Raw genomic sequence first — 18,768 nt, forward strand, 5'->3', positions numbered from 1 at the left:
CCTCTCCTGTCAGCACGAACTCACCAAACCGAAACGCCCCTGCGCGGCGCCCGGTCCGGATCGGGGTCACGGGGCGACCCTCACCGGGGCGAGCGCGACTGCCAGTGCCGCTCGAGCACCGGTGTCTCGACCAGCCGCTCGATGCACACGCCTGCAGGAAGTTCCCGCGGCCGCAGCGGGTCCAGGCCCCGCCGGTGCCGGTTGGCGTCGCGGGTCGAGCGGAGGTGCAGATGCGGGCTCCGGACCGGTGCGGAGCGCGTCAGGTCGCGCAGCGTCGTGCCGTGCAGCAGGACGGCGTCGCAGTCGACGAGCCACCGCGCGCGGGCCAGTACGTCGCGCCCCGGCTCACCGGAGTGCACCCGCGGGTCCTCGATCGGGCTCGTGACGCCGTCGCCCAGCCACGCGTGCGCGTCGGTGCCTGCGAGCAGCGACTCGAGGCTCGCGACGAGCACGGCGTCGTCGGCTCCAGCAGCGTCGACGCGGACGACGACCTCCGGGATCGCCCACACGAGGTGGGTGCCACGCACGTCGGAGTCGGGCAGGCGGCGCGCGAGAGCCACCGTCTCGACGTTCTTGACGGACGTGAGGTCACCCCGGCCGGGCAGGTCGTGCCCGTCGTGCCACACGACGGCGTCGGCGAGCCAGCGCATCTCCGCCCCCGCCACGTGCGCCCGGTGGCCGTAGTCCCAGTCCTCGCCACCGTAGGCGCGCAGCGACTCGTCGAAGCCACCGAGCTCCTCGTGGAGGTGGCGGCTCACGCTGACCGCCGCCCCGAGCACGAGCTGGTAGGCACGGTCGTCGGGGCGGGTGAGATCGGCGGTGCGCTCGTAGCCGTCGAGGAGCCAGGCCGGCTCGTCGATGAGCGAGGGCGCCGGTCCGTCGCCTCCGAGCCACCCCCGCACGGCCGCGGGTGTCCAGCCGTCGAGCTCGGCGTGCAACCGGTGCCCCACCGTGAGATCCCACGCCGACGTCGTCACCGAGGCCACCCTCGCGAGGTAGTCGGGCGCGGGCACGCAGTCCTGGTCGATGAAGACGAGCACGTCTCCCCCGGCGGCCAAGGCCCCGAGGTTGCGGGCCGCAGCCGGGCGGAAGCCCTCGTCCGGCTGCCGCACGACCGAGGTCGCGTAGTCGTGCCCGCCGACCCGCGGCTCGACGCGCGACCCGTCATCGGCGACGACGACCTCGAAGTGGGAGGCCGGCAGCGTCTGCAGGTCGAGCCCGGCGAGCAGTCGGTCGAGCTGGTCCTGTCTCTCGAAGTAGGGCACGACGACACTCACCCGGTTCTCCGGGAGTGACTGTGGGTCAACGGGTTTCACGAGATGCTCCTCAGGACTTCTTCGTGCGCCTCGGCGCTCTCGGCCCACGACGGACCGAGCTCGACGTCATCGCCCACCCACGTGCTGTCGGGCGACTCCAGCGCTCTCTCGATCGCCGGGGCGAGCGCGTCCACGTCGTCGACGACGGTGACCGCACCGGGGAGGCGAGCGGCGAGCTCGCGGGTGTACGCACCGGCGAGCACGATCGGTCTGCGCCCCAAGGAGATCCACGAGTTGATCGACCCCGAGGCAGACACGTGCAGGTGAGCCGCGACGGGCACGTCCACGGCCCGCAGAACGTGGGCCAGGTCGGGCTCGGGCACGTAGCCGGTGACCGCGAACGTCGTGCCGGCCTGCCGCGCGCGAAGAGCGAGCTCCTCGACGAGGCTCGCGTGCCCGGTCGAGACCCCTCCGACGTTGACCACCTCGACCCCGTGGCCGCGCGCCACGACGAGACCGGCGGCATCGATGACGTGCTCCAGCCCCTTGCCGGGATAGAGGAAGCCGAGCACCGCAACCTGCGCCGGCTCGGCGCGTGGCGAATACCGTTCTGGCGCAGGCGTTTCCACCCGCTCGACGGGTAGTGGCAGCACGACCACCCGCGTGCTCATCTCGTGGTCGTCGAGGCACCGCCCGAGGAGCGCGCGCTCGTGCTCGCTCGCCACGACGACGACCGATGCGCTGTCGACGAAGCGCCGGTATGCCGTCCGGCGCCTGTCATGGCGAGCCTGCCCCTCCTCGGGCTGGGGGATGTCGTGCAGGCACAGCGCGAGGGAGGTGGAGCGAGCGAGGTCCTCGACGAGATCCGCGGCGTCATGTGCGGTGGTGCCGAGGAGGTGGTCGGTGACGTGGATCATCGCCCGGTCGTGGCGCGCTAGGGCACGACGCAGGTCGGTGGCGGCCGTCGCGACGTCGGGCGCGTCGATGCGGACGAGCGCTGCACCGAGACCCGGCGACGACGCTGCGAGACGGAGGGCGTGGATGACGACGCCGTGGCGGTCGGGCCCCACGACGGCATACGCGCTCATCGGGAAGGAGCGCCGGGGGCGCGCCCGGCGAGGAGGTCGAGCTGGGCACGGTGGCGGCGCACGATGTCGGCGACGACCCGGGGCCGGTCGACGAGCCAGGCCAGCTGGGCGCGTGCGACCTCGTCGGCGGGCACAGCCTCGCCGGAGACGAGCCAGTCCTCGCGGGCCGCGGCGGGGTCGAGACCGAGCTCGACGAGCACGTCAGCTGAGACGGGGGCGTGCAGGACGTCGAGGAAGCGACGGCCCGGGTCGACGGCGGTCGCCGGCAGGCCGAGCGCCTCCTGGAGCCGGCGGGCCAGGGCGACGAGGACCGGGTTGGCGGGGTGGTTGATCGTGCGCATCGCTCCCGCGCCGGCTGAGAGCACGAGGTCACTCACGGGCACGGCGCCGGCGGCCTTCTCGCGTCGGCGCAACTCGTCGACCGACCATGACGACACGGCGGCTGCCGCGCGGGCGTCGGTGGCCAGCTCGCTCCCCGCGGCTCGGAGCACCGTGCGCGCGTCGTGGTAGGGCACGAGCGGTGGGTCGCCGGCCTCGGCATCGTGGTGCACGATCTGCCACGGGTGCAGGCCGGCATAGAAGACGACCGGCCACACCACGGTGCGGGCACTGCTCGCGGCCTCGGCCACCTGTGCGGCGCCGAGCGGCATACCGCCGTAGTCGTCGGCGATCGGCTGGGTGAGCACGACGTCGGCACGCTCGAGCAGACGCTGCAGGAGGGATATCTCGTCGGCGGCGAGCTCGTGGACCGGGGGGATGCGCACGCTCGACCACGGGGATCCAGGAGCCTGCTGGAGCAGCTGGCGCAGCGACTCCGCCTGGCAGTTGCCGTGCACGACGAACAGGGGCCGGTCGTCGCCGGGCAACGGGTCGAGGCCGTAGAACTGGCCGTAGTGCCGCGCCCGGTCGGGGTCTGCGTCGATGGCTGCCACCGGGCGGGCGCCGTCCGGCGCGGGTGCAGCTGGGTCCGACGGGTCGCGAGTCACAGGGGTCACCTACCCGTCCGGGGCCACGGTCGCTCACCCCGTCCGTCCGGGGCCGTCCCCGGTTTCACCACCCGGGTGCGCGGGTAGGAGTGTGGGGTGACAGGCACCGACCAGAGTCCGGCAGGGTGATCGGCGACCCCTCGGTCCTCGCGCGCTCCGACGGTGCGGTGCGGGCCGGCAGCCAGCGGACCAGCACGCACCCCCGCTCCGTCAGCGTCGTTCGCGACCTCGTCAACGGGCGAGCGTCGGTGCCGCTGCGGATCGCCCTCATCGCTCCGTGCGACCACCCCATCCGCCAGCCCTTCGCCGGTGGGCTCGAGTCGCTCGTGTGGCAGCTGCGCCGCGCGCTCGTGGCTCGCGGTCACGACGTCACCCTCTTCGCCGCCGACGGCTCGGACGCGCTCGACGAGGAGCACGTGCTGCCCGCCGGCCCCTGGGCGCCATCGCGCACGGCGTCGGAGGACGTGTCGATGCCTGCCCCGGGCTTCATGGCCGCACACCACGCCTACCTGCGCCTCCTGATGTCGCTCGCGGGTCCCCGCGGCGACGACTTCGACCTCGTGCACAACCACGCCCTGCACCACCTCCCCGTGGCCATGAGCCCGCTCGTGGTACCGCCCATGCTCACGACGCTGCACACCCCACCCACCCCGTGGCTCGAGTCCGCGATCGAGCTGACGCGCGGTGATAGCGGTCGCGGTGAGTTCGCCGCCGTCAGCCGCTTCGTCGCGCGGCAGTGGCGCGTGCTGCAGCCCGACGACGAGGCCCACGTCGTGCCCAACGGCGTCGACCTCGACACGTGGAAGGCAGGCTCCGGCGGCAGCGCCCTCGTCTGGTCGGGTCGCCTCGTGCCGGAGAAGGCGCCCCACCTCGCGATCGAGGCAGCGAGGCGGGCTGGCTTGCCGCTCGTGCTCGCCGGGCCGGTCAACGACCCTGAGTACTTCGAGGCCATGGTGCGTCCGCGCCTCGGACGAGACGTCTCGTATGCCGGTCACCTCGCGACCCCCGATCTCGTCACCCTCATCGGGTCGTCGGCAGCCGCCCTCGTGACGCCCGTGTGGGACGAGCCCTACGGCCTCGTCGTCGCCGAGGCCCTCGCCTGCGGCACGCCGGTCGTCGCCTTCGCGCGCGGCGGCATACCGGAGGTTCTGCACGACCCGAGCGGCCCGCCTGACGGGGAGGCGGTGGGTTGGCCCGGTGACCAATCAACTTCAGAGGTGGGCCGGCTCGCGCGTCCGGGCGACGTGGGGGCACTGGCCGCGGCGGCCGCCGACGCGGTCCAGCTCGACCGCCGGAAGGTCCGACGGCATGCCCGTCAGCACCTGTCGCTCGACCGGATGGTCACGGCGTACGAGCAGCTCTATGACCGGCTGCGGTCAGGTGCCACCTGGGAGTCCGGCCAGCCAGCGTGATGAGCCCCTCGTCGGCGAACGCCGCGAGCCAGCCCTCCATGGGGAACCAGCCCCAACGCGCCGCGAAGCGGTTGCTGTTGCGCACGATGTCGACGAGGTGGCGCCGTGGCGGACTCTCCACCTCGTGGTGCTGGTGGTATGCCGGGGCGCCACCGACCCACCACAGCCGCCCACCCGCTCGCGCCAGCCCCATCGCGAAGTCGGTGTCCTCGCCGCCGTAGCCGTCGTAGCCCTCGTCGAAGCCCCCGACGCGATGCCACGTCGACGCCGTCACGGCGAAGGAGAGCGACCAGAAGAGCCGCAGGTCGTCGGCTGCGAGCAGGCCATCAGCCGGCGCGACCGGGCGCGCGGCGTGCGGCTGCGAGCGCTCGAGATCGCCTGCGGTGTAAGGCCTTCCGTGAGCTCGCGGCGAGAGGTAGTGCACGGCTCCCGACCACACGTCGGTGGCACCGCCGGTCGAGGACCGGGCGGCCTCGCAGTAGCGCTCGACGAGGCGCGTGCCCGGGATGCAGTCGACGTCGAGGAAGACGAGCAGCTCGGCTCCGGCCGCGATCGCGTGCTCGGCGGCCCGGTTGCGCGCCGTCGCGAGCGGCAGCCCCCACCGGTGCGCGCCGACGGAGAGGACCTCGGCGGGGAGCCCGGCAGGGGTGTGCTCAGCCACGACATCAGCCAACTGCGGGTCGTCCATCGCTGCCACGACGAGCAGGTCGGGTAGGACCGTCCCGGCGCCCAGTCCCCGCAGCAGCCACTCGAGATGGTGGTGCCGGCCGTGCGCCAGTGTCAGCAGGGCCGTGCGAGGTCGCTCGTGGCCGGAGGTGCTCGTGCCGGCCGCGGTGGCCGTGCTCGCTGTGCGCGTCATCGGGGGTCGCCGAGGGCGAGGGAGTCGATCAGGGCGGCGCACCGGTCGGCTCCCGCACCGTCCGTCCAGCGGCTCCAGCGGCCCACATCGATGCGGGCGGCGGACTCGAGCAGGTGCGGCCAGGCCTCCGGCTCGGGCCAGACGGGCAAGCCCTGGCTCACCCCGGCCGCCTCGAGCCCGCGGACGGTGAAGTGCTGCTCGTCGTGGGGCCGGCGCTGGGCGATGATGACCGAGCCACGCCGCGCGGCCGCGACCTCCGAGACGACGTTCTGGCCGGCGTGGCCGACGACGACGGCGGCGTCCTGCAGGCTCTCCCACAGGGCGTCGGGGCCCACGTCACGGCACACCGTCCAGCTCCAGCCGGCCGTCGCCCGACGGGCCTCCTCGATCTGCTGCTCGGTCACGTCGGTGCCGCCCGCGCCCCAGACGAGCGCGACGCTGCGGGCCTGCGGCGGCGAGACCGGCTCGCGGTCGTCGAAGCGTGAGAAGGACCCGAGCCAGGTCGTCTTGGGATCCCACCGGGGCTGCCAACCCCCGACGATGTCCGCCTCCTGCGGCCACGTCGCGATGAGCGCGGTGGCGCTGTCGTAGGCGAGCTGGTGCTGCCGGTCACCGCGGTCGCCAGGCTTGACGAAGGTCGCCACCGGCACACCGAGCAGTCGAACGAGAAGCGCGACCTCCACCGACACATCCGTCACGAAGACCGCGGGATCGTGCGCCGCGACCCACGCGGCAATCATCTGCATGCGCTCCTGAAAACCACTGTGCCGCAATGGCGCCCAGTGCAGGACACCGCCCGCGGTGTGGTCGTGACCTTGCGCGGCGTCGTCGCGCGGGAGCTCGACCCACCGGTCTTCAGGCCAGTCGTCCGGCCGGGCCGCCGAGCTGAGGATCGTCACGTCGGCCGCCATCCGGGAGCCCACGACGCGAGCCCGGGCGACGTGCCCGGCACCGAGGTGGTGGGCGTACCACCCGACGACAGCGCCGGATGCGCCGTCACCGTGACAGCCGCCCGCCACCGGCGTCACAGCGCCGTGGCCGGCTCGCACAGCGCACCGGTGGACGCCGCCACACCCTCGCACGGCACGAACGGCGCGGTGGCCGCGCGAGCAAGCAGGTCGGCATACAGCTGCTCGTGGCGCTGGCTGATGACGGCCTGCTGCTCGGCACGCGTCTGGGGGTCGGCCTGCCAGTGCGGGCGGTCCCAGAAGGCGAGCTGAACGGCCGAGAAGACCTGGCCCTCGTCGGGGTCCTCCCCCGCCCGCCAGCCGAAGGTGAGCATCGGCTCCTGCTCGACCCAGTAGCCCGTGCGCGGAGCGAGGACGGTCGTGCCGAGGTCGTAGCACGCCTCGACCCAGCCGGAGTGGGTACCGAAGGCATAGGGCAGCACGGCGAGGTCGAGCCCGCGCAGGTGCTCCCAGAGCTCCGCGTCGGAGCGGCGTTCGTGCACCGTGAGACGCAGGCGGCCGCGGCGCTCGAGGTCGTAGAGCGTCTGCAGGAGGAAGTGGTCGTGGCGCGGGTGGCGCGGGTCGAGCACGTCCGGGTGGAGGTCGACGACGAGCTCGGCGTGGGGCAGCGTCGACACGGCGTCCGACACGATGCGCACGACGGGCTCGGCGAGGACGTTGGCGCGCAGGCTCTTGAGGTCGATGCCGACGACGAAGGGCCGCCCGTCGTCGTGCGCCTCCGGCTTCGGTGCGCCGACGAGCTCGATCGGGGCGACGTGCGGGTGCGCGAGCACCTCGGCAGTCCGGCCCCAGCGCTGCTCGATCTCGGTCGCCGCACCGGGCGTCAGTGTGATGACGGCGTCGGCGGCCGGCACGAGCACGTCGAGGCGCGCCGCGTGGTCCCGTTGGTCGGTGAAGTGCGGGTTGACGAGGTCGTGGACGGTGAGGACGAGCGGGATGCCCTCCTCGCGCAGCGCGCAGACCCACCGGCCAAGGTCGTCCGGCGAGGCAGTGTCGAAGCCGAAGTGCAGGTGCACGACGTCGAGCTCACGAGCGTTGCGACGGACCCAGCCCGCGTCGAGAGCCGTCGGGGGCCACCACTGCCCTGACGGGGCGCCGGGCACGGCGGGATCGTCGAGGTGGACGACGCGGCTCGTGGCGGGTGTCGTGGAGCGCAGCCGCTCCGGGTACGGATGGGCGCTCGGAATGGCGAGCACGCGCAGCGCTGGGGTGAGTCGGACCGATGGCAACCGAGGCTCCTGGGTGAAGGGGTATGCCCGTCAGTACCCGTTCGCGGCCCACCCGCAACACGACCGGCTCACGAGCAGCTCGCGCGTTGCGCTGGGTGGATCCGGTCGCCACGGTCGTTGACTGGGTGGCGTCAGCCGACCGAGACGGCCTCGCTGCCGGGAACATCTCCGTGAATGCCTTGCGCGCCGCGCGACCCCCTCCCACCGACAGACTGGGGTCAGGCGCCGTCGTAGGCCGCCCGAAGCTCGGCCACGTCGATCTTGCCCATCTTCAGCATCGCCTGGCAGACCCGTTGGTTGGCCGCGGTGGTGTAGTCGCCCGACAGCTCCTCGAGCTCCCGCGGAATGACCTTCCACGAGACACCGAACTTGTCCTTGCACCAGCCACAGGGCCCGGGCTCGCCGCCGTCGGCCGTGAGAATCTCCCAGTACCGGTCCACCTCATCCTGCCCGTCGACGCGCAGATAGAACGAGAAGGCCTCGTTGAGCTGAAACTCCGGTCCTGCGTTGAGGCCGGTCACCTCGTGCCCGGCCACCGTGAACTCCACGACCTCGGCGACCTGCCTGTCAGGCTCCGCGCGCGGTGTGAACACTCTCGTCACGGCCGAGTTCGGTAAGTGCTCGGCATAGAACTGCGCCGCTTCGACGGCCATGCCGTTTCCGAACCACAGATGCGTCCGTACCAGAACCATCACATCACCATAGGTCCGAGCGACTCCACCCGACCCCAACGCTCGTCACCGCATACTCCGTGGGCGGCCCGCAGACTGCGATCGCTGGACCGAGGCGAGGCAACAAGGATCCTCAGTACCTCGGGCGGAGCGATTGGGTGCTGGAAAGCGACGGGCACCAGCCGTGCCGGTTCTGCACGGCAGTTGTTCGACTTTCACTTATACGCCATCCAACTTGTGTCTCACACTTGTCAGAAGTCCCTTCTCATGGTTACCGTCACGGGCAGGCAGTGGTCTGCCGTCCGCGGTAATGGCGCCGGGATCTCCAGGTGTCGTGCCGCCCAGCGCGGTTGCAGCCGCGTCGATACGAAGGAGACCGACCATGAGCGGTAAGCAGAGTCGTCGGATGATCTTGGGCGCCGGGGCTGGGGCCCTGGCCAGTGGCGCCCTCGCCACCCTCACGGGCCCGGCCGCGGCGTTCGGCGCCTCAGCCGCCTCGCAGCCGGCCGGAGGCCCCAACGTCATCCCCGCCGACCGCATCGGCCTGCAGATCTTCACCGTCCGCACCCTCATCGGCGCGGACTACAAGAACCTCGAGCTTGCCCTCGAGGCCGTCCACGACGCCGGGGTCCGTGAGCTGGAACTTGCCGGCACGTACTACGACAAGACGACCCCGGAGCTCAAGCGGATCGTCGAGGCCCACGGGCTGCGGATCGTCAGCAACCACTTCGGGCCGCGGACCCTCACCGGCGCCAACCCGTGGATGACCTACGAGGGCCGCATGCAGATCTTCGAAGAGGCCCAGAGCCTTGGGCGCTTCCCGTACGTCGGCACCGGCAGCCTCATCGGCTTCACCGGCCGGAACGAGGCGACTGTCGACGGCTACAAGCGCACCGCCGAGGAGTTCAACACCGCCGGCGAACACGCGGTCAGCCAAGGGTTCGGCGGTTTCTTCTTCCACAACCATGACAGCGAGTTCGCCCTCGTCAACGGCCGTCCGCTCTTCCACACCCTGCTGGAGAACACCAACCCCCGGTTCGTGAAGTTCGAGGTCGACCTCGGCTGGGTCTCGGTCGCCGGCGAGGACCCCTACTGGTGGGTGAAGAACTTCGGCCACCGCTTCGTCGGGTTCCACATCAAGGACCTCGTGTGGGACCCGAACGGCAACCGCACCGTCGCCGCAGGCACCCGGGCCGCCGGGCGGAAGTACCGATTCGCCGACGTCGGCAAGGGCGTCGTCGACTGGACGCGCACCCTCTCGGCCATCAAGGACCTGCGTGACTACCGCTTCTTCCTCGAGCACGACGACACGGGCAACCCCGACCTCAACCCCCTCGGCTCACCCAACACCGTCTGGCGCGGCTGCAGCCACCTCGGCTCGATCAACACCTCCGGCCGGAAGTAGCCCAAGCCAGGGAACCCCTCGAAGCATGGTCCGAACCCTCGACCGGACAGACAACTGACAGGGGAGGCACCGACGACGCATCGTCGGCGCCTCCCCTGTGCCAAAGACGCCACGAGAGGGCGCCCGACAGCCGGGTGTTTGCCCGGCCAACTACGAACGCTCGCCGCTCGGGGTCTTGTCGTGACTCATCCTCCGTAGCGCAGCTGAGAGGGTTACTCGGGCCTACGCCGAATATCACCCTCACGGCAAAGTCACAACGGCCGATGACCCGGGCTGGATCGACCGTCGCTTCACGTGTCGTGGCCCGATTTCCGGGAGGTCTGAGACGTGTCGATTGATCTGGGAACGAACGCACCAGAGAATTGGGTGACGACGCTGCGTCATACCGCCGTCTGACGGACGCGAAACACTGCCGGGTGTCGGTGAGCGAGTGAATGCGAGAATCCACGTCGTGGAGGCGGATGTCGTTCGGCGCGCGATGGCTGCGGCCACGGCGCTGGCCAAGGCTGCAGGGCTGCGGGTCGACGACATCGCCGTACTGCACAACTCGAACAAGCTCGCCCTCCGTCTGATCCCGTGTGAGGTCTTCGCCCGAGTGGCACCGTCGGGGCACCAGGTGGCCGCGCTCGAGGTCGAGCTCGCCCAGCAACTCGCAGCAACGTCAAGCCCCGTCGCGGTGCCCGAGCCCAAGGTGGCGCGCCGCGTCTACGAGCGCGACGGCTTCATCGTGACATTCTGGACCTTCTACGAGTCGGTGCATGCCGACTGGGGCTCCCCTTCCACCTACGCCGACGCGCTGCACCGCCTGCACGCGGGTCTGCGCAGCGTCGACATCGAGACGCCACACTTCCTGGACCGCGTCACCGAGGCTGAACGTCTGCTCGCCCACCGAGACAACACCCCCACACTTGGGGAGAGCGACCGGCAGCTCCTCCTGAACACGCTCCAGGACGCGAGTGAACGGATCCGGCGACGTGGTGCTACCGAGCAGCTGCTGCACGGCGAACCGCATCCCGGCAATGTCCTGCACACCCCCGGCGGCCTGCTGTTCATCGACTTCGAGACCTGCTGCCGCGGGCCCATCGAGTTCGACGTCGCGCACGTACCCATCGAGGTCAGCGCGCACTATCCGAACCTCGACCGCGTGCTGCTCGCAGAGTGTCGTCGGCTCGTTCTTGCCATGGTCGCCGCATGGCGCTGGGACGTCCGCGATGAGTTCCCGGATGGGCACCGACACGGCCGCGACATCCTGACCCTGCTGCGCCAAGGTCCGCCGTGGCCCGTACTCGGCGCTCTCGCCGCCGAGTAGTGGAACCCACCAACCAAGCCGTAACCGACTCGCCACCGCGTGGCGGCGCCGACTCTGAGCTTGCCCGCGCGTGACCCTCGTACGGCCGTTGATCTCGCCAGCTCGCTGGGTCGTGCTCTTGCAGGTGATTCACCTTGGACCTGCCACCGCAGACAGGTAGGCGATCGCCGCCGAGACACGACGGTTCACGTCCGGATCGTCACGGATGCCGAGCTTGGCGAAGACGTGCTGGGCGTGGACCTCGACCGTGCGGTCGGAGATGAAGAGTCGTTGCGCGATCGCGGCATTCGTCAGGCCTTCGCCGATGCCGCGGAGCACCTCGACCTCACGACCGGTGAGGTCATCGAGGACACCGTGCGACTCGCGCCGGGCGAGGAGCTCGGCGACGAGGGAGGGATCGATGACGCAGTCGCCTCGGGTGACGCGGCGTAGGCCGTCGACGAGGGTGGCTGGGTCGAGAAGCCGGTCCTTGAGCAGGTAGCCGATGCCGCCTCCGAACTCGGTGACGAGCCGGGTCGCGAACTCTGCCTCGACGTACTGTGAGAGGACGAGGACCGCCATCGGCGGCTGCCTGCGGCGCATCTGTTCGGCGGCCTCGATCCCTTCGCCGGTGAAGGTCGGCGGCAACCGCACATCGAGGACGACAGCGTCTGGTGCGTCGAGGGTGAGGGAGCGCTCGAGGCCGATCAGGTCACCGACGGCCGCGACGACTTCGATCCCGGCCGTGGAGAGGGTGCGGACGATGCCCTCCCGGGTGAGGAGCTGGTCCTCGACGATGGTCACGCGCACGGCAGGGTCACCTCTGTCAGGTCGCCGTCGCTGGTCATGGTGCCACCCAGCGCGGCGACGCGGTCGTGGATCGTGGCATCCAGGGGCGGGGCCGGGCCGGTGACAGCCAGCTCGAGCCGCCCGTCGCACAGTCGACCTGTCACCGTGAGGGGTGTGCTCGCCCGGCGATGCACCTCGGCGATGACGAGGTAGGCCGTCCGCTCGGCGACTGGGTCGAAGCGACCGGGGGGCAGGTCGACAGTCGCGAGCCGGCCGCTGGTCAGCGCGATGACGGCGGGACCGAGGCCGGCGGACTGGAGGACGGGCGGAAAGGCACTGCGCGCGACGGCTCTGAGCTCGTCGATGCACGTGCGAGTGTCCGCGAGGGCTGCCTCCTGGGCGGGGCTCGGGTGCGCGTCCTGGCGGTCTGCCACTGCGAGACCGAGGTCGAGCAGGAGCGGTTGGGCGCCGTCGTGGAGGTCCCGTTCGAGCCGTCGAGCCTCCTCGTCGGCTCGTTCGACGATCCGCCGGCGGGACTGCGCAAGCTCGTCGGTGTGTCGGTCGAGGTCGATCCGGAGCCGGGCCTGCTCAAGGCCTAGCCGTACTTCGGGCGCGATCCAGGGCCGGCGTGCAGCGTCGCGCTCTGCCGCCGCGAGCCCGGTGGCGTCGGGTGCCGCCTGCAGGCCAGCGACGAGCCGCTCGAGACGACGGCGGGACCACCAGCGGCCGGCGAGCCCGCCAGCGATCGCGACGGCCGCGCAGAGAACAGCGATACGGGCCATTACGAGTGGTGACGGGCCGGGCAGACCGGTGACTCCGAGCAGCCCGGTGACCGCGACGACGGCGAGCAGCATGCTCGCCGGGTCCCGCCGTCGGGCGCTGGCGCCGAGGCCGGCGGCAACGATGGCGGCGCCGACGATGGCGAGGACGCGGGCGGAGCCGATGTCTGCGAACGACCCGAAGGCACCCTCGAAGCACCCGGAGCAGTCAGGGTCGCGCAGCGGGTCGTAGATGATGCTCCGGACGGGTCCGGCGAGCAGCCCGCCGACAAGTGCGACGAAGACCGCGCGGCTCCCCGCGAGCGCCAAACGTGCCACCGGAAGGACGAGCGGCAGCGCCGCGATCGTGACGGTCCGGCTCACGGCGGTGCCGTTGGTCGGCGCGGACCAGTCGCCGAGGAGCAGGAGCCCCACGGCGACGGCCAGCCACGCGGCCCGTGGCGCTGTCCGGTCAGCCACCCTGGACCTTGACGAAGTGACCGAAGAGCGCCGTGTCGAGCTTGTTCAGATAGACGGCGTCGGGGTCCTTAGGCTTCGGGTTCTCCCAGACGAACGTCACGACGTCGCCCGACCGGGACCACGTGCCGAACATCTTGCCGCCGCAGTGCGAGTCTGTGCCCAGGTCGACGAGGACCCGGTTCCCGGCGAAGGTGAAGGTCCACTCGCACGTGGCCCGGTCTGGGAGCCGGACGTGGGCCGAGGCGCCGTCGATCTCCAGCTCCCAGATCCCTGCGTTTCCGATCGCGTCACTGGGGGTCACGCCCGCCGCTTCCAGGTCGGCTGACGTGCCGCCCGCGCGCCACCGCCCGTCGAGGACGTGCTGGTTCCCGACCGGCTGGATCGGCGGCGTCGCATCCGGGTCGTTCCCGGCTGCGTCACCACAGGCCAACACTGGGTCTGTGGTGCCCTGGCGGAGGGCGCGCATCCAGTCGACCGACGCCGTGTGCTTCGCAGTGATCTGCTCGACGATGGGGTCGAGTTTTGCGTGGAGGGTGGCGAGCTCGGCGTCGGTCGCGGTGACGACCGAGGCGCCGGGCAGCATGCACCATTCGGCCATAGCGGCCTCCTCGCTCCTGGTCGCTGCGATGCTCGCCGAGTTGGCTTTCGCTACCGAGGCCTTGAGGGCGTCGCGCTGGCTCGCGGTCAGCGCCTCCCACGTCGCCTTTCGGACGACGATGACGTCGAAGCGGGCATACAGGTCGACATTGCTGGTGAGGACGGCTGGCAGATCGACTGCGCCGAAGGTCTGCACGGAGGCCTCGATGCCGCGCAGCGCACCGGCCTTCACCTTGCTCGCCCGTTCCTCGTTGGCACTGTGGTCGACGTTGGCTCCCAGGGCTCTGAGGATCTTCGTGGAGGTCGCGTCGACCCGGTTGTTGATCGTCTTGCCGGCGTAGTCCGCGGCCCCCAGGAGAGGAGTGGTGTAGCCGAACGGGTGACGGACCCCGACCGGGACGAGCCCGATCCCGACGAGGCCGATGTCCGGCAGCCCGGCATAGAGATCCGCGGCGCGCGGGTCGGCCGCGATCCTCTTGGCCTGGTCGTCGTTCGTCACGAGGAAGGGCGTGCCGAGCGGGGCGAGCGAGCGGGCTCCCTCCTCCTCGAGCCGCCCGGCGCGGACGAGGGCGAGGTCGAACAGGCCGCTCTTGAGGCGGTCGAGGGTGACGGTGTCCTCGGTCCCGTCGTTGGTCGCGGCGGGAGTCAGGGTGACCTTGACTGCCGCGCTGGCCGTGTCGGTCGCGAGCTTGCCGAGCAGCGCGTCGGAGGCGGCCTCGGGCGCTTTGAGCGTGACCGGGTCCGGCCCGGTGCCGGTGCGGCCGGTGGGTTCGGCGCAGGCAGAGAGCGCGAATGCGGTGAGGGTGGCGGCCAGTGCCGCGATCGTCCTGTTCATACGGACGACGCTAGGAATGCACGGGGCGTCCGGGGATCCGCTCCAGCCCGCGAATCGACTACGGGTGTGCCCGTACTCGACGCGCACGGCAGCCTCCCCTCCACGACTGTCCCGGTGTGGTCAGAGCGAACAGTGAGCGTCCCGTCGACGACGGCGGCACGGTCGGTGACGCCGAGAAGGCCCCGGCCGGCTGGGTCGGCCCCACCGGGTCCGTCGTCGGTCACCCGCACGATGAGCTGCTGCTCGTCGCGGGATGCCGAGACGACCACGCGCGCTCCGGGGGCGTGCTTACGGGCATTCGCGACCGACTCCGACGCGATCCACCACGCTACGCGGGCGATCTCGGCAGGGGCGTCGAGGTCGGGTGCCACCACAACGTCGAGGCCGCTCCCGAGCGTCCGGAGCGCCTCGCCGAGGGTGCGACCGCGCAGCGGGTCCAGACCCGCTACCAGCACGCCCAGCTCGTCGCGCAACCGACCCAGTCGGTCGGCGATGCCAGCATCGTCGCCGAGACACTCCTCGATGCGGTCGAGGCGTGCGAGGACGGTTCGGGTCAGGGCGTCCTCGGCGCGGGCGCGCTCGCCCTCGGCGGCCACGGCGAGCCGGCGGCGCGATGCGGCAATCTCGGTGCCGAGCTCGCGCCGCTCGTGGCTGAGAGCCGCGATCGCCGCGACCGGTGCGAGGTCGCGGGCGAGAACCGGATCGAGCGCATCGGGCACGTCCGCAGCCGGGGAGAAGCGGGCCACCTCGCGACCGTGCTCCAAGATTCTGCTGGAGTCCTCGTCGGGGTACGCCGGCAGCCCGGTCACGTCGACGTAGCCCGCACCGAGCGGGAAGTGGACGACGACGGGTCCGGTCCCGAGCACGGCACCGACCCGCCGGCCGAGTTCGTCGGCCACCGTGCCCTTCAGCTGGCCTGTGAGGCGCTCGATCGCCGAAACCATCAGGGCGGACAGGACCAGGAGGAGGTCGATGAGGTCGGCGAGCACGCGGACCCCGACAGCGCCGACGAGCAGGGGCACGGCCATCCATCCGGCACCGATGACGAGTTGTGTCCCGACCGTCCACCGCACCGGTACCGCTTTGATTCCTGGCCACCACGTCGCGGCGGCCGCGACAAGCACCAAACCGAGGAACGCGAACACAGGGACGCCTACCCCGAGAGACCCGAGCACCGCCACGACTCCGGCGGCCGCTGCCAAGAACCTGCGGGTCCTCCCGACCGTGCCGAACGGCAAGAAGAGCACCGCCACGACGACAGCCGAGTGCGGCCAGGTTGCAGCCCGCTCGACGAGCGCCCCGAGCCACGAGGGCAGATGTCCGCTCAGCCCGGTCCCGGACCAGATGGCGGCAGCCGCAGCGAGGAGCACGGCCGGGACCGGCCAGCGGGCGATGCCCACGGCCACCACGAGAAGGACGACAGGCACCGCGAGGTCGAGCAGGGAAGGGGTCGGCGCACCCGCCGCCCGCGGCACCGCGAACGACGCCGCGGTGAGCATGCCACCGAGCCCGGCGACGGCAATCACCAGGCGAGTCGCCGTCCCACCCGCGTGATGAGCGAATGCGGTCACGAGCCGATCGTGCACCCGGGACGGACCGCGCGTGGCCGCATTCGCGCGGACGCGAGCGGTTCGTCACAGCGACTTGCCTCGGGAAAGGGCCGGCGCAGCGGATCGGTGCTGCCGGTGGCCGGTCAGCACCATCGACCCGAGGTCGCCTGTCACCTCATCTGACATCCGATCGCCACGACGCAGCATCCCCGGGCGCATTGGCGTAGGGGCGCACTCGACGCTCGGAAGCTCTGAAGCGGCGCAGACGCAATGACTTTCGCCGTCAAGGAGTAGACCGATCCGCGGTCCCCGCTCGGGCCCGCTCGGGTCACAGACGACCGCATACCGCTGTATACCGTGGGGCTCAGACCTCGGCGCGCAGCGCGGCCTGCAGGTCGTGCTCGATGTCACGCGAGGCGAGGGCCAGCGCGCTGACGATGTCGACGAGCCTGGACTCGTCGAAGCGCACCGTCGGCATCGAGACCGTGACGGCCGCGGCGACCCGGTCGCCGACCCGCACGCCCCGGCCGACCGCCGTGACACCCGTCTCGGTGCGGTCCTTGTTGATCGCGAAGCCGCGGTCGCGCACGACGGCCAGCTCCTGCTCGAGGGCGGCCAGATCGGGCCGCTCCCCCTCGCGCCCGTCCCAGCGCTGGGCGGCATACAGCTCCTCACGCTCGGCGGGAGTGAGGTCGGCCAGGACGAGCTTGCCGCCCGAGGTGAGGTGGGCCGGGAAGACCATGCCCTCTCGGTTGCCCACGCGCAGGGCCTGGGCGCTCTCGACGGAGCCGATGAAGCGGGCGTAGTCGCCGGCGAGGACGAGCAGGTTGGCCGACTCGCCGAGCCGGCCGACGAGCGCGTGCAGGTGCGGCATCGCGACCGTGCGCAGCAGCGCCGTGCGCGACTGGGAGTCGGCGGTCAGCGAGGTGACGGGGCCGGCGTGGTAGCGACGGTCCTCCCCCTGCCGCGCGAAGTCTCGGTAGACGAGCATCGAGAGAAGGCGGTGGGCCGTCGAGCGGGCGACCCCGAGCCGTTCCGCCGCGTCGGAGACGCTGAGCGGGCCCTCGACCTGGAGCATGACCGCGAGGCGCAGCGCGTGGTCGACGCTCGCCAGGGCGTAGTGCGGGCGGTTCTTCTGGGCGCGGTCCTGGGCCATCTATTCCTCATAGCAGAATTGTCTGTTCCGTCATGGCGAACCTAGTCCACAGTCGTCCCCATGGCAACGACGCCCCCCACCCAGAACCGGCCCCTGGCCGCCACGAGCCCACGCCGCGCGAGCCGCCCCGCCTGGCTCGTCACGCTCCTCTGCTGGCTCATCGTCGTCTTCGACGGCTATGACCTCATCGTCTACGGGACGACCCTCCCCAGCCTCCTCAAGGAGAAGGGCTGGGACCTCACCCCGACCACCGCTGGCTTCATCGGCAGCCTCGCCTTCGCCGGCATGCTCGTCGGCGCGCTCGGTGCGGGCCTGCTCTCCGACCGGCTCGGCCGCCGCCGCACGATCCTCTGGGCCACCCTGTGGTTCTCGGCCTTCACGGCCCTCTGCGCCGTCGCCCCGAGCGCCGAGGTCTTCGGCGCCTTCCGCTTCCTCGCCGGGCTCGGCCTCGGCGGCCTCGTGCCGTCGGCCAACGCTCTCACCGCCGAGTTCGTCTCGCGCAAGCACCGCTCGGCCGTCTCGACGATGATGATGTCGGGCGTGCCGATCGGCGGCTCCATCGCCGCGCTGCTCGGCCTCTGGCTGCTGCCGACCTACGGCTGGCGCTCGATGTATGCCGTCGCCTTCGCCGCCGTGCTCGTCCTCCTCCCGCTCTGCTACCTCCTGCTCCCCGAGTCGCCGACGTGGCTGCGGGCACACGGGCGGGTGGCCGAGGGCAAGGCGGTCGAGGCGCAGTTCGGCCTCGTGCACGACCCGAGCGAACACTTCGGCGAGACGCACGCCCCCGGCTTCCGCACCATCCTGCGCGGGAGTTTCCTGCGCCCCACCGTCCTCTTCGCCGCCGCCACCGTCGCGACGCTCTTCGCGTGGTACGGCCTCGGCACGTGGCTACCGAAGCTCATGGGCTCCGACCCGCGCTTCGACATGGGCCAGCCGCTCGCCTTCCTCCTCGCCCTCAACCTCGGCGCAGTGCTCGGCTCCGTCGTCACCGCCTGGGCCGGCGTGCGCTTCGGCCCGCTGCGCAGCGCGGTCGTCGCGGCGGCAGTCGCCTGCGTCGCCCTCGCCATCCTGCTCACCTACCCGACCGACGCCACGCCGATCTACGCCGCGCTCATCCTCGCCGGCGTGGGCACCCACGGCACGCAGTGCCTCATCATCGCCGCGGTCGCGAGCCATTACCCGCCCACACTGCGGGGCACGTCGCTCGGCTTCGCTCTTGGCGTTGGCCGGCTCGGAGCCGTGCTCGCCCCGCAGGTCGGTGGCCTGCTCCTCGACGCCGGGCTCGGCGTCGGCAGCAACTTCCTCGCCTTCTCCGTCGCAGCCGGTCTCGCCGCCGTCCTGCTCGCCGTCACTGCGGTCGTCACGAAGCCCGCCGTCTCGGCGCGGCCCGCCGTCGACGTCCTCGTCCACTGACATCGCTTGACCCACAGACTCGCCCGAA

At 71.5% G+C, this 18,768-nt stretch carries 16 protein-coding genes; 4 read left to right on the plus strand and 12 right to left on the minus strand.

Annotation, left to right across the window (positions count from 1 at the left end; translation table 11 throughout):
* Window positions 1–80: 80 nt before the first annotated feature.
* The 3 genes from FHX52_RS07955 to FHX52_RS07965 are packed head-to-tail and all read right to left on the minus strand — an operon-like array spanning window position 81 to window position 3,330.
* Window positions 81–1,316, minus strand: coding sequence for a glycosyltransferase (locus FHX52_RS07955; protein ID WP_185747116.1), 1,236 nt, complete (start codon window positions 1,314–1,316; stop codon window positions 81–83).
* Window positions 1,313–2,344 carry a glycosyltransferase gene (locus FHX52_RS07960; protein ID WP_141821402.1) on the minus strand — a complete coding sequence of 344 codons (1,032 nt, stop codon included), beginning with the start codon at window positions 2,342–2,344 and terminating at the stop codon, window positions 1,313–1,315. Before FHX52_RS07960 ends, FHX52_RS07955 begins: the two co-directional genes overlap by 4 nt.
* Complete coding sequence (locus tag FHX52_RS07965) at window positions 2,341–3,330, minus strand: WcbI family polysaccharide biosynthesis putative acetyltransferase (protein ID WP_141821403.1); 990 nt, start codon at window positions 3,328–3,330, stop codon at window positions 2,341–2,343. Before FHX52_RS07965 ends, FHX52_RS07960 begins: the two co-directional genes overlap by 4 nt.
* Before the next feature lie 125 nt (window positions 3,331–3,455).
* Between FHX52_RS07965 and FHX52_RS07970 the strand changes: the two genes are divergently transcribed.
* The gene (locus FHX52_RS07970; RefSeq protein WP_246069673.1) at window positions 3,456–4,742 is read left to right on the plus strand and encodes a glycosyltransferase; all 1,287 of its coding nucleotides are present in this window, start codon (window positions 3,456–3,458) and stop codon (window positions 4,740–4,742) included.
* Here FHX52_RS07970 and FHX52_RS07975 read toward each other — a convergent pair.
* The 4 genes from FHX52_RS07975 to FHX52_RS07990 all read right to left on the minus strand — a co-directional run bounded on the left by FHX52_RS07975 (window position 4,672) and on the right by FHX52_RS07990 (window position 8,490).
* Entirely contained in the window at window positions 4,672–5,601 is a 930-nt protein-coding gene (locus tag FHX52_RS07975) for a glycosyltransferase family 2 protein (RefSeq protein ID WP_141821404.1), read from the minus strand. The genes FHX52_RS07970 and FHX52_RS07975 overlap by 71 nt on opposite strands.
* Window positions 5,598–6,650 (minus strand): hypothetical protein, encoded by a 1,053-nt coding sequence (locus tag FHX52_RS07980; protein WP_141821405.1) that lies wholly within the window; start codon window positions 6,648–6,650, stop codon window positions 5,598–5,600. Before FHX52_RS07980 ends, FHX52_RS07975 begins: the two co-directional genes overlap by 4 nt.
* Window positions 6,626–7,798, minus strand: a complete 1,173-nt coding sequence (locus FHX52_RS07985) for a glycosyltransferase (RefSeq protein ID WP_141821406.1) — start codon at window positions 7,796–7,798, stop codon at window positions 6,626–6,628. The genes FHX52_RS07980 and FHX52_RS07985 overlap by 25 nt, the downstream gene beginning before the upstream one ends.
* A 218-nt stretch (window positions 7,799–8,016) precedes the next feature.
* Window positions 8,017–8,490 carry a VOC family protein gene (locus tag FHX52_RS07990; protein WP_141821407.1) on the minus strand — a complete coding sequence of 158 codons (474 nt, stop codon included), beginning with the start codon at window positions 8,488–8,490 and terminating at the stop codon, window positions 8,017–8,019.
* 361 nt (window positions 8,491–8,851) lie between these two features.
* Here FHX52_RS07990 and FHX52_RS07995 point away from each other — a divergent pair, with 361 nt between their 5' ends.
* Both FHX52_RS07995 and FHX52_RS08000 read left to right on the plus strand, forming a co-directional pair.
* Window positions 8,852–9,874, plus strand: a complete 1,023-nt coding sequence (locus FHX52_RS07995; protein WP_185747117.1) for a sugar phosphate isomerase/epimerase family protein — start codon at window positions 8,852–8,854, stop codon at window positions 9,872–9,874.
* Window positions 9,875–10,325: 451 nt separating this feature from the next.
* Window positions 10,326–11,183, plus strand: coding sequence for a phosphotransferase family protein (locus FHX52_RS08000; RefSeq protein WP_141821409.1), 858 nt, complete (start codon window positions 10,326–10,328; stop codon window positions 11,181–11,183).
* 129 nt (window positions 11,184–11,312) lie between these two features.
* On the opposite strand, the gene FHX52_RS08005 is transcribed toward FHX52_RS08000, so the two are convergent.
* From FHX52_RS08005 to FHX52_RS08025, 5 genes are all read right to left on the minus strand, one after another.
* Window positions 11,313–11,972, minus strand: a complete 660-nt coding sequence (locus FHX52_RS08005) for a LuxR C-terminal-related transcriptional regulator (RefSeq protein WP_141821410.1) — start codon at window positions 11,970–11,972, stop codon at window positions 11,313–11,315.
* Complete coding sequence (locus FHX52_RS08010; protein WP_141821411.1) at window positions 11,963–13,189, minus strand: sensor histidine kinase; 1,227 nt, start codon at window positions 13,187–13,189, stop codon at window positions 11,963–11,965. The genes FHX52_RS08005 and FHX52_RS08010 overlap by 10 nt, the downstream gene beginning before the upstream one ends.
* Complete coding sequence (gene dctP, locus FHX52_RS08015; protein WP_141821412.1) at window positions 13,182–14,621, minus strand: TRAP transporter substrate-binding protein DctP; 1,440 nt, start codon at window positions 14,619–14,621, stop codon at window positions 13,182–13,184. Before dctP ends, FHX52_RS08010 begins: the two co-directional genes overlap by 8 nt.
* On the minus strand, window positions 14,618–15,874 hold the full coding sequence (locus FHX52_RS08020; protein ID WP_141821413.1) for a sensor histidine kinase: 1,257 nt from the start codon (window positions 15,872–15,874) through the stop codon (window positions 14,618–14,620). Before FHX52_RS08020 ends, dctP begins: the two co-directional genes overlap by 4 nt.
* Before the next feature lie 661 nt (window positions 15,875–16,535).
* Complete coding sequence (locus FHX52_RS08025; RefSeq protein WP_141821414.1) at window positions 16,536–17,327, minus strand: IclR family transcriptional regulator; 792 nt, start codon at window positions 17,325–17,327, stop codon at window positions 16,536–16,538.
* A 60-nt stretch (window positions 17,328–17,387) separates the two neighbouring features.
* On the opposite strand from FHX52_RS08025, the gene FHX52_RS08030 reads away from it, so the two are divergent.
* Window positions 17,388–18,740, plus strand: coding sequence for an MFS transporter (locus tag FHX52_RS08030; protein WP_141821415.1), 1,353 nt, complete (start codon window positions 17,388–17,390; stop codon window positions 18,738–18,740).
* The last annotated feature ends 28 nt before the right edge of the window (window positions 18,741–18,768 follow it).

The organism is Humibacillus xanthopallidus (assembly GCF_006717145.1).
GTDB classification, from domain to species: domain Bacteria; phylum Actinomycetota; class Actinomycetes; order Actinomycetales; family Dermatophilaceae; genus Humibacillus; species Humibacillus xanthopallidus.